The organism is Mesorhizobium wenxiniae (assembly GCF_002284535.1).
Lineage (GTDB): Bacteria > Pseudomonadota > Alphaproteobacteria > Rhizobiales > Rhizobiaceae > Mesorhizobium > Mesorhizobium wenxiniae.
The window spans coordinates 1-9,440 of record NZ_NPKH01000031.1; the positions used below are offsets into that span (position 1 = coordinate 1).

General features: G+C 63.2%; 11 protein-coding genes. 6 read left to right on the forward strand and 5 right to left on the reverse strand.

Features of this window, described 5'->3' with window-relative positions; all coding sequences use genetic code 11:
• Nucleotides 1–76: 76 nt before the first annotated feature.
• Genes CIT31_RS24955 through CIT31_RS24975 form a run of 5 tightly spaced genes read right to left on the reverse strand, consistent with a single transcriptional unit; the run spans nucleotide 77 to nucleotide 4,821 of the window.
• Nucleotides 77–1,375 carry an NAD(P)/FAD-dependent oxidoreductase gene (locus CIT31_RS24955; RefSeq protein ID WP_095520807.1) on the reverse strand — a complete coding sequence of 433 codons (1,299 nt, stop codon included), beginning with the start codon at nucleotides 1,373–1,375 and terminating at the stop codon, nucleotides 77–79.
• Nucleotides 1,372–2,355, reverse strand: a complete 984-nt coding sequence (locus CIT31_RS24960) for a branched-chain amino acid ABC transporter permease (RefSeq protein ID WP_065008421.1) — start codon at nucleotides 2,353–2,355, stop codon at nucleotides 1,372–1,374. Before CIT31_RS24960 ends, CIT31_RS24955 begins: the two co-directional genes overlap by 4 nt.
• Complete coding sequence (locus CIT31_RS24965; RefSeq protein ID WP_095520808.1) at nucleotides 2,352–3,260, reverse strand: branched-chain amino acid ABC transporter permease; 909 nt, start codon at nucleotides 3,258–3,260, stop codon at nucleotides 2,352–2,354. Before CIT31_RS24965 ends, CIT31_RS24960 begins: the two co-directional genes overlap by 4 nt.
• Nucleotides 3,257–4,024: a branched-chain amino acid ABC transporter ATP-binding protein gene (locus tag CIT31_RS24970; RefSeq protein ID WP_095520809.1), complete on the reverse strand. Its 768-nt coding sequence runs from the start codon at nucleotides 4,022–4,024 to the stop codon at nucleotides 3,257–3,259. Before CIT31_RS24970 ends, CIT31_RS24965 begins: the two co-directional genes overlap by 4 nt.
• Nucleotides 4,021–4,821 carry an ABC transporter ATP-binding protein gene (locus CIT31_RS24975; protein WP_095520810.1) on the reverse strand — a complete coding sequence of 267 codons (801 nt, stop codon included), beginning with the start codon at nucleotides 4,819–4,821 and terminating at the stop codon, nucleotides 4,021–4,023. The genes CIT31_RS24970 and CIT31_RS24975 overlap by 4 nt, the downstream gene beginning before the upstream one ends.
• Nucleotides 4,822–4,948: 127 nt before the next feature.
• Between CIT31_RS24975 and CIT31_RS24980 the strand changes: the two genes are divergently transcribed.
• The 6 genes from CIT31_RS24980 to CIT31_RS25005 are packed head-to-tail and all read left to right on the forward strand — an operon-like array spanning nucleotide 4,949 to nucleotide 9,329.
• Nucleotides 4,949–5,677 carry a GntR family transcriptional regulator gene (locus tag CIT31_RS24980; protein WP_095520811.1) on the forward strand — a complete coding sequence of 243 codons (729 nt, stop codon included), beginning with the start codon at nucleotides 4,949–4,951 and terminating at the stop codon, nucleotides 5,675–5,677.
• 4 nt (nucleotides 5,678–5,681) lie between these two features.
• Nucleotides 5,682–6,167, forward strand: a complete 486-nt coding sequence (locus tag CIT31_RS24985) for a DUF3830 family protein (protein WP_095520812.1) — start codon at nucleotides 5,682–5,684, stop codon at nucleotides 6,165–6,167.
• Nucleotides 6,168–6,527: a TIGR04076 family protein gene (locus tag CIT31_RS24990; RefSeq protein WP_095520813.1), complete on the forward strand. Its 360-nt coding sequence runs from the start codon at nucleotides 6,168–6,170 to the stop codon at nucleotides 6,525–6,527.
• Nucleotides 6,524–7,579 carry an aldo/keto reductase gene (locus tag CIT31_RS24995; protein ID WP_095520814.1) on the forward strand — a complete coding sequence of 352 codons (1,056 nt, stop codon included), beginning with the start codon at nucleotides 6,524–6,526 and terminating at the stop codon, nucleotides 7,577–7,579. The genes CIT31_RS24990 and CIT31_RS24995 overlap by 4 nt, the downstream gene beginning before the upstream one ends.
• A gap of 8 nt (nucleotides 7,580–7,587) precedes the next feature.
• Complete coding sequence (locus CIT31_RS25000; protein ID WP_095520816.1) at nucleotides 7,588–8,016, forward strand: DUF4440 domain-containing protein; 429 nt, start codon at nucleotides 7,588–7,590, stop codon at nucleotides 8,014–8,016.
• A 53-nt stretch (nucleotides 8,017–8,069) separates the two neighbouring features.
• Nucleotides 8,070–9,329, forward strand: coding sequence for an ABC transporter substrate-binding protein (locus tag CIT31_RS25005; protein ID WP_095520815.1), 1,260 nt, complete (start codon nucleotides 8,070–8,072; stop codon nucleotides 9,327–9,329).
• Nucleotides 9,330–9,440: the final 111 nt, after the last annotated feature.

The window sequence follows — 9,440 nt, forward strand, 5'->3', positions numbered from 1 at the left end:
CAATCCAGCCAGCATCTTGAATCACAAATCAGACCAATCCGGAATCCCTTTCGATTCCGTCAAAGCGTGACCCGCTCTAGCGCCCCTCATCCAGCCGGTCGCGCAGGATGCTTAGCGGAAGCAGCATGTTTGGCGCATGCCGCATCAGGCCATGGAGCGGGATCGGCGACGGCGGCGCAAACGGCAGCGGCAAATCCTGCGGCTTTGTTCCATCAGCCCAATCCGCAAGGACCTTGCCCATGCTCGTCGTCATAGCAATGCCACGTCCGTTGCAGGCAAAGCCCGCGATCAGGCCAGGCCCGAGGTCGACAAGGTGCGGCAGGAAGTCGGGCTCGACGGCGGCCATCCCCGACCAGCTGTAGGCGAGTGGTGGGATTTCCGGGAGATCGAGGTGTTTTGCAAGCCGGCGCCAGATCGCATGCGGCACCCGCGCGTCGGCGCCGGGACCAAGACTATGCATGCCGCCGGTTATCAGCCGGTTTTCGCTATCGAAGCGGAAGGTGAAAAGATTGCGCCTGGTGTCGCCGACGCCTTGCCCGCCTGGAAGCAGGTAAGTGCGGTATTCGCGCGGCAGCGGAGCCGTCGCGATCTGGAAGATTTTCAGAGGAAAGTAGGTTCGCTGCAGCGCGCGGTGCAGCGACCCGCCATAGGCGTTGGTGGCAATCAGCACCTTTCCGGCACGCACCGAACCCGATTCCGTATTCAAAGCCCAGCCATCCCCGTCGCCGTCGATCAATGCAACGCGCGTATGCTCGAAGATGCGGGCTCCGGCCTTTTCCGCCGCGTCAGCGAGCCCGCGCGCATATTCGACCGGATTGAGGACACCGCCCGACCGGTCCATCCAGCCGCCGGGATAACCCCGAATGCCGGTCAGATCTTCGGTTTCCTGCCTGTCCAGCGTAACGGTCGGTCTTCCGCGCCTTGCCCATTGTTCGGCACGCAATCTGGTTTTTTCGAGAGTGGCCTGCGAATGGGCCGGTTGTATCCATCCGCTCTGGACTGCGTCGCATTCGATGCGGTGCCGTCTGATCAGGTCGAAGACGAGGTCGGCGCTGCCGGTGGCGAACTCGACAAGGCGTTCGCCGCGCCCGGGTCCGAGCTGGGCAATGATATCGTCGGGGTCTCTTTTCGCGAAATTCGGCACGACGAAGCCGGCATTCCTGCCGGTCGCGCCCCAGGCGATGATTTCCGCTTCGAGGACGGCGACCGAGATGCCTTTTTCGGCGGTATGCAGCGCGGTGGAAAGGCCTGAGAACCCGCCGCCGACAATCGCCAGGTCGACATCGAGTGCGCCTTCGAGGGTAGGCCGGTCACGGCGGTTGCGGCTGACGGCGTGCCAGAGGGAAACGCCGGAAGACCCGGCAACCTCGATCATGACGCTGTTCCGCTCTCACCCGTAGCCACTCGGACACGCTTGCCGAATCTTGGCCGCCACGGCCTGTCGCCAAACAGGCCGTTCGGCCTGACCAGAAGAATGACGCACAGCATCACGCCGATGGCGACGATCTGCAGCGAGGCGGCGCGGGCCTGCTGTTCCGGCGAAAACAACACGCTCGTTAAGGCTCCCGATCCGGCCCATATCGCCCAGACCAGGATGCTGCCGATGACGGCGCCGATGTTGCTGCCCGAGCCGCCGACGATCAGCATCACCCAGACCTGGAAAGTCAGCGCCGGCAAATAATTGTCCGGAGCGATGAAGCCGGTGAAATGCGCCTGCAACGCGCCGGCCAGTGCCATGATGGCACCGCCCACGGCAAAGGCCTGAACGCGGTAGAAGCGTGCGCTTTTCCCCAGGGATATCGCTGCCCGCTCATCCTCGCGAAGCGCCTTCAACACGCGCCCCCACGGGCTGCGCGACAGATGCTCCAGCGCGAGATAGACGATCAGCGTCACCACCGAAACGACGGCAAGGTTCGACAGGTTGAACAGCAAAGGCGTTTCGGCGAGGCCGCCGAAAGGACGCGGAATGAAGCCGATGCCGAACGGGCCGCCCGTCAGCTTCTGGGCATTAAGCGCCACCAGCTGCACGACGACGGCAACGCCGAAGGTGGTGATCGCCAGATAGTCCGATCTCAGGCGCAGCGTGGCAATGCCGGTAATCGCGGCGGCGATGCCGCCCACCAGCATGGCGCCGAGCCAGCCGACAAGGATCGGCAGGCCGAAGCCGCCCAGGCGCGCAGCATCGTCGGGCGTGGTCAGCAGTGCCGACGTGTAGGCGCCGATGGCAACGAAGCCCGCGAGTCCGACATTGAAAAGGCCGGTGAGCCCCCATTGCAGGTTGAGCCCGAGCGTGACGAGCGAAAAGATCAGTGCGGTCGTCAGGAAGAAAGCGCCATAGCCGAGCAGATCCATCAGCGTTCTCTCACTCCGAAAAGGCCGATAGGCCGCACGAACAGCACGGACATCAGGATGATGAAGGAGACGGCAGCGCGCCATTCGGCGCCGACCAACTGCACTGCGCCGGCTTCGGCCATACCGATGATCAATCCGCCGAGAACAGCGCCAGGCACGCTGCCGATGCCGCCGAGGATGGCGGCCGCGAACATCGGCAGCAGCATGTCGAAACCCATGAATGGACGGATCTGGATGAGAATGCCGATCATCACGCCGGCGACGCAGGCTAGCGCTCCGCCAATGATCCAGGTGACGCGCACGATCTTGGCGACGTCGATGCCGACAATGCGCGCCAAGGCCGCATTCTGGCTCAGTGCCTGCATGGAACGGCCGGTCTGGGTGCGGGTCATCAACAGATGCACGCCGAGCACGAGCACGGCGGTCAGCAGCAGCAGCGCGATCTGGTCGGGAGTGACGCGAATGCCGAAGCCGACCGGCATCGCGATCTGGATGGCCCGGCTGAAATAGGTCGGACGCGAGCTGAAGATGAATTCGAGCAGGCTTCTCAGCGCCATCGAGGCGCCGAAGCTCGCCATCACCACAATGATCGCCTGGCCCTTGGCCCGCAGCCGCGCGAAAAGCATCATGTCGAGCAGCAGCGCCAGCAGGCCGGTGATCGCCATGCCGACGATTACCGCGGCGATCAGCGGCCAGCCGAAGGACAGGGGAGCCATCGGCGCGATCTTGCCGAACATCGCGCCGATGGCGCCGACGACGGCGAGCGTCGCATAGGCGCCCCAGGCCATGAAGTCGCCATGCGCGAAGTTCGAGAAGCGCAGGATCGAATAGGTGAGCGTCACGCCGATGGCGCCGAGGCCGATCATCGAACCTGCCAGCAGTCCGTCGACGACAAATTGCAGGTTCATGCCGCGCTTCCTTTGCCCGAGTGCCGGTCTCTTTCAGGGTTGAGGCGGCGCTGGCCAAGATAGAGTTCGGCGACGACCGGATCGTTCCAGAGCTCGGAGGCGATGCCCTCATGCCGGTCCTTGCCCTCGACCAGCACATAGGCGCGATCGCCGATGGCAAGTGCTGCCTTGGCGTTCTGTTCGACCAGGAGAATGGTGACGCCGGATTTGCGTATACCGGCCAGCATCTCGAACACCATCGACACGAATTTCGGCGACAGGCCGGCCGACGGCTCGTCGAGCACCAGCACCTTGGGATGAACGATCAATGCCCGGGCGATGGCCAGCATCTGCCGCTGTCCGCCCGAGAGATTTCCGGCGGCGGTTCTGCGCTGACGGGCGAGATCGGGAAAGGCCCCATACATTTCCTCGATGCGGGCAGGGGTCTCGCGCGGCATCAGGATGCCGCAGGCAACCTTCAGATTGTCCTCGACCGACATCAAGGGGAAGATGTTTTCGGTCTGCGGCACGAAGGCAAGGCCGAGGCGGACCATGGTGTGGGCGGGCGCCGCGGTGATATCCTTGCCGTCCAGCAGGACCGTGCCGCCGGTGATCGGGACAAGGCCGGCGATCGCCTTGATCAAGGTCGACTTGCCGGCGCCGTTGGGGCCGAGAACGACAACTATCTCACCCTTGTCGACGGTGATTGTGGCGCCCCGCACGATCGGCACGCCTGGCTCGTAGCCGGCTTCGAGATCGCGGACATCGAGAACTGTTTGCCTCATGCCGCGCCTCCGAGATAGGCTTCGATGACGCGTGGATCGCGCGCCACCTCATCGGGGGTGCCTTCGCACAGAAGCTGGCCGCTCGCCATGACCAGCACGCGGTGGCAGAGCCGCGTCACCATGTCGATATTGTGCTCGATCAGCAGGAAAGTAATGCCGCGGGCGTTGATGTCGCGGATGCGATCGATGATGACTTCGAGCAACGTCGCGTTGACGCCGGCCGCCGGCTCGTCGAGCAGGATGATCGCCGGGTCAGCCATCATGACGCGGGCGAGTTCGAGCAGCTTGCGCTGGCCGCCGGAAAGTACACGCGCCGGCTCGCGCGCCAGGCGGGCGAGCGTCACGAGCTCGAGCAGCTCGATGGCTTTCGTCTCGGCCGCTCTTTCTTCGGCGGCGACCCGCCGTGGAGTCAGGAAATTGGCGAGCAGCCTTTCTCCGGCCTGGCCCTGCTCGGCCAGCATGACGTTTTCGATCAGCGTCAGATTGGGCAGCGGCCGGGGGATCTGGAAGGTGCGGCCAAGGCCGCGGCCGATGCGGCGATGGGCTGCCTCTCCCGACACCAGTGTGCCGTTGAGAAGGATGTCGCCACTGGTCGGCAGGATGCTGCCGGCCAGCAGGTCGAACATCGTCGTCTTGCCGGCGCCGTTCGGACCGATGAGGCCGAGTATCTCACCCGACCGGACCTCGAACGAGACATTGTTGACTGCGACAAGGCCGCCGAAGCGCCTGACGACGTTCCTGGCCGTCAGAACCGGCGTAAGGGTGTTCGCCCGCTGTTGTGCGGTTGTGTCACTCATGGAACCTCTGGCCGAAAGCGATCGTCGCCGCCTTCTGGTTTTGATTTGTGATCACACTTGCTTTGATCACGCTATTCGGCTTTAATTTCTTCCGCAAGCCGAAAAACGGGCCGAGACCGGGACTGCCATGCAGAAGGCCGTCATCGAAAAGAACAATGAGGTGATCGCAGCCCAGCTTACGCCGGTCGGCCGCGAGACCGTGCAGGATCGCGTCTATTCGGAGTTGCGCCGGGCCTTGATCGGCGGCCTTTTCGAGCCGAGCCAGGTTTTGACAATCCGCGGCCTCGCCGACGCACTGGTCACCAGCACCATGCCGGTGCGCGAGGCGCTCGGACGGCTGATCACGGAGAAGGCGCTGGAGGCGCTTCCCAACCGTTCCGTGCGCGTGCCGCCGATCACGCTGGAGCGTATCGACGATCTCTTGCGCGCCCGCTCCCTGATCGAGGGCGAAGCGATCGCGCTGGCCGCCACGCGCATGAATCCGCGCCAGATTGCTTCGGTCGAAGCCATGCTCGGCGAGTGGGACGAGATGCGGGCGTTAAAGCACAAAAAGGATATCGACCGCGAGGCGACGCTCAACCAGAGCTTCCACTTCGAGATCTACCGTTGCTGCGGCTCCGCCGTGTTGATCCCGATGATCGAGAGCCTGTGGCTACAATCCGGACCCTGTATCCGCGTCGCCATCTACGCCTTTTCGGATGCCGGCGAGGTCGATACCGCCCACTATCACCGCAGCATTGTCGCAGCGCTTGCAAGGCAGGATGCCAAAGCAGCGCGCGAGGCGCTGGTGGCCGACATCAGCCGGCCCTTCGCTTTCCTGCGCGACAAGCTTCAATCCGCCAATACGAAAGATTGAGGGCATGAGGCTTGCCATCAGCATCGCCGAGCCACGCTCAAAGCTGTCCGTGACGGCGCTTCTGTTGCCTGACAAGGCGCCCGAGAACGCTGCTTTCCTGCTGGCCTATCTCGAGCAGCCGCGCGTCGTTGCCGGCATCCATGCGATGTGGACAGGGCCGGAAATCTCCTGCCCGGTTCCATCAGCGGATATTGAGGGCCAAGCCTATGCCAGGCCGTTGCCGGCGGAGAATGCAACGTTGACGCCGCAGCCGGGCGACATCGTGCTATCCTACGTGCCGCCGCGCATGTGGGGCGGCAGTCCGAATGCGATATTCGACATCGGCCTGTTTTATGGCCAGGGTGCGCGTCTGCTGTTCCCGATCGGCTGGCTTGCCGGAAGCGTGGTCGCGCAGGTGCGTCCCGAGGAGCGCGACCGGTTCGCCGTCGCCTGCGGCGTGATCCGCCGCAACGGCGCTTGCGAAATCACCTTCACGCGGGTGGAGATCTGAATGGCTGAGAGCGACGACAGTTTCGAACTTTTCGACCTTCGCGTCGAGGCGGTTATCCCCGAGGGCAAGCCGATCTATTGCGGCGCCAAATCAGGTGATTATTTCGAGCTCAAGGGCGAGATGCTGTCGATGCCGGCGGGGCAGGGCTTCTCGATCTACTCCATCGCTGCTGTGTTGCCGCTGCTGGCGGCAAAACAGCGCCCGACCCACAGGAACGACTGGATGACGTCGGACGCCGAGATCGCCTGTCCCGATCCCAATTGCGCCAGCCGGCTGAGGATCGTCAGGACGGGCAAGCGCCGGTTCAGCCATGCCGAGACCACGGCGGTACCGCTGCCGAAGGAGAATGACCAGAGATGACCGAAAAGTCCTTCGAGCTCAGCCCCGGCTATACGATCTCGCGCGTCATTCGCGGAGGCTGGCAGCTCGCCGGCGGGCACGGCGCGATCGACCGCCAACAGGCAGTGACCGACCTGATCGCCACGTTCGACGCCGGCATCAGGACCTATGATTGCGCCGATATCTATACCGGTGTCGAGGAACTGATCGGTGCGGCGCGGCTGCGGCTTGCCAATGAGCGCGGCCTTGATGCCGCCGCCAAAATGAAGGTGCACACCAAGCTGGTCCCCGACCTCGAAAGGCTTTCCAACATCAGCCGCGACTATGTCAGAGGCATCGTCGAGCAGTCGCTGCGGCGGCTGAGGACCGAGCGGCTCGATCTGGTCCAGTTCCACTGGTGGGATTATGCGCTGCCTGGCTATGTCGATGCGATCGGCTGGCTCAACGACCTGCGTCTCGAAGGCAAGCTGCGCAATGTCGGCACCACAAATTTCGACGCGCCGCATTTGGCCGAGGTCCTGGCCGCCGGCGTGCCGCTGGTCAGCCAGCAGCTGCAATATTCCGTGCTCGATCAGCGGCCCGCCAACAGCCTTGCAACACTTGCCAGCCAGAATGGCGTCAGTTTCCTCTGCTACGGTTCGGTGGCGGGCGGCTTCCTCAGCGAGAGATGGCTTGATGTCGCCGAGCCGCAGACGCCGCTCGAAAACCGGTCGCTGGTCAAATACAAGCTAATCATCGACGATTTCGGCGGCTGGGATCTTTTCCAGGAACTGCTGGGGGCATTGAAGGCGGTTGCCGACCGCCACGGCGTCGACATCGCCACCATCGCCAGCGCCTGGGTGCTGGAGCAGCCGCAAGTGGCGGCCGTCATCGTCGGCGCCCGCAACCAGGCGCACGCTCTTGCCAATGCCGGGATCATGGACGTCGCGCTCGATGTCGAGGACCGGGCGCGGATCGCCGCAGTGATCGCGCAAAGCAGCGGGCCTCTGGGCGACGTCTATACATTGGAGCGCGACCGCCACGGTCGCCATGGCTCGATTATGCACTACAATTTGAACGCCGGAAGAAAATGAGCTCGGCCATGAACGAGAAGCCCTCTCTGCTTTCACGCGCAAGCGCAGAGATCGTCGATCTGCATCGCTTCTTCGTCGACTGGTTCGACAGGGCGAGCGCCGACAGGGTGGATTTCAGCCGCTTTGAACGCGTCATGGGTGACGGCTTCTGCATGGTCGCGCCGAGCGGGCAGGTCCTCGATCGTAAGGCGGTGCTCGATCATATCAAGGCAAGCCGCGCCACCTGTGACGGCGATTTCGCCATCTCGATCGAGGATATCCGGGCCGGCTGGCAGGCCGGCGACACGATCGTCATCAGCTACGTCGAGGCACAGCAGCGCGCCGGCAAGCACAGCCGTCGACGCTCGAGCGCCGTTTTCACGACCAGTTCATCGGCGCCCAACGGCGTTGAATGGCGGCATCTGCATGAAACCTGGCTGCAGATGCCGGAAGGCTGAACAGGCTCAAGATATGAATTGAACCAGAGTCGTGTGACGAAAGGGGAGCAACAATGACAAAGACGATACTTCTGATCACCACCGCGCTAGCTCTGCTGACGGCAGCAGGTGCAGCGCAAGCCGCCGATTGCAAGATCACCGTTGGCCTCGTCATGGAACTGACTGGCCCGGCCGGCGAATACGGCCAAGCCGGCGCCAAGTCGGTCGAGATGGCCTTCCGCGATATCAACGCCGCCGGCGGCGTTCGCGGTTGCGATCTCGCGACCGACACGCGCGACAGCCAGAGCCAGGGCAACATTGCGGTCGACGCCGCGACCCAGCTCGTGCAGGTCAAGAAGGTGCCGGTGATCATCGGCGGCATCATCTCCTCGGTGTCGATCCCGATCCTGACCTCGGTCACCGCTCCGGCCAAGATCGTCCAGGTGTCGCCCGCTTCCTCGTCGCCGACGCTGACGGCGCTCGGGCGCGATGGCAAGACCAACGGCATCTTCTTCCGTACCATCACCTCGGATGCGCTGCAGGGCGTCGCCGCCGCCAAATATGCCATAGACAAGGGCTTCAAGAAGCTGTCGGTCATCCACGTCAACAACGACTTCGGCGTCAACATGGTGGCCGAATTCTCGCGCGCCTATAAGGCGCTCGGCGGCACCATCGTCTCCGACACGCCTTACAATGAAAAGCAGTCGAGCTATGCCTCGGAAGTGACCGCGGCGATATCAGGCGAGCCGGACGGGCTTTATCTCGTCAGCACGCCTGTCGACGGCGCAACCATCGCCCGCACCTGGATTTCGCAAGGCGGCGTCCAGAAATTTCTGCTCAATGACGGCATGAACAGCCCGGACTTCATCGAATCCGTCGGCGCCGATTACCTGAAGGACGCCTATGGCACTTCGTCGGGCACCAGCCCGACCGCATCGACCGAATATTTCACCAAGAACTACAAGGAGTTTTCCGGTATCGAACCATCGAACCCGGCAGCCGACCGGTCCTATGATGCCGGCGCCATCGTCGGGTTGGCCATAGCCATTGCTGGTTCCGAGGATCCGGCCAAGATCAAGGACGCGATCTACAAGGCGGTCGATCCGGCCGGCACGCCGATCTATGCCGGCAAGGACGAGTTCGCCAAGGCGCTCGGCCTGATCAAGGATGGCAAGCCGATCCGCTACGAAGGCGTCATCGGCCCGGTCGCATTCGACAAGTACGGCGACATCACCGGCCCGTTTCGCCTCTGGAAGATCGTCGACGGAAAGGTGACGACCGACGGCGAGATGACCACGGATGACGTCAACGCCCTGCAGGCGAAGCTTCAGTAAGGCGCCTATGTATTGTCCGGCATCATTTCACTAGAGCGGGATGAGATTAGTTTCGGTCATAGCCGGAGTTTTTGAAGTAGTGTGAGCACTCGGCGGATGTGATGCGGTTGA

What these genes read in the sequence shown, in the direction of transcription:
- CIT31_RS24955 (WP_095520807.1), bottom strand. Translation starts at nt 1,375, where the DNA reads ATGATCGAGGTTGCCGGGTCTTCCGGCGTTTCCCTCTGGCACGCCGTC.
- CIT31_RS24965 (WP_095520808.1), bottom strand. Translation starts at nt 3,260, where the DNA reads ATGAACCTGCAATTTGTCGTCGACGGACTGCTGGCAGGTTCGATGATC.
- CIT31_RS24970 (WP_095520809.1), bottom strand. Translation starts at nt 4,024, where the DNA reads ATGAGGCAAACAGTTCTCGATGTCCGCGATCTCGAAGCCGGCTACGAG.
- CIT31_RS24975 (WP_095520810.1), bottom strand. Translation starts at nt 4,821, where the DNA reads ATGAGTGACACAACCGCACAACAGCGGGCGAACACCCTTACGCCGGTT.
- CIT31_RS24980 (WP_095520811.1), top strand. Translation starts at nt 4,949, where the DNA reads ATGCAGAAGGCCGTCATCGAAAAGAACAATGAGGTGATCGCAGCCCAG.
- CIT31_RS24985 (WP_095520812.1), top strand. Translation starts at nt 5,682, where the DNA reads ATGAGGCTTGCCATCAGCATCGCCGAGCCACGCTCAAAGCTGTCCGTG.
- CIT31_RS24990 (WP_095520813.1), top strand. Translation starts at nt 6,168, where the DNA reads ATGGCTGAGAGCGACGACAGTTTCGAACTTTTCGACCTTCGCGTCGAG.
- CIT31_RS24995 (WP_095520814.1), top strand. Translation starts at nt 6,524, where the DNA reads ATGACCGAAAAGTCCTTCGAGCTCAGCCCCGGCTATACGATCTCGCGC.
- CIT31_RS25000 (WP_095520816.1), top strand. Translation starts at nt 7,588, where the DNA reads ATGAACGAGAAGCCCTCTCTGCTTTCACGCGCAAGCGCAGAGATCGTC.
- CIT31_RS25005 (WP_095520815.1), top strand. Translation starts at nt 8,070, where the DNA reads ATGACAAAGACGATACTTCTGATCACCACCGCGCTAGCTCTGCTGACG.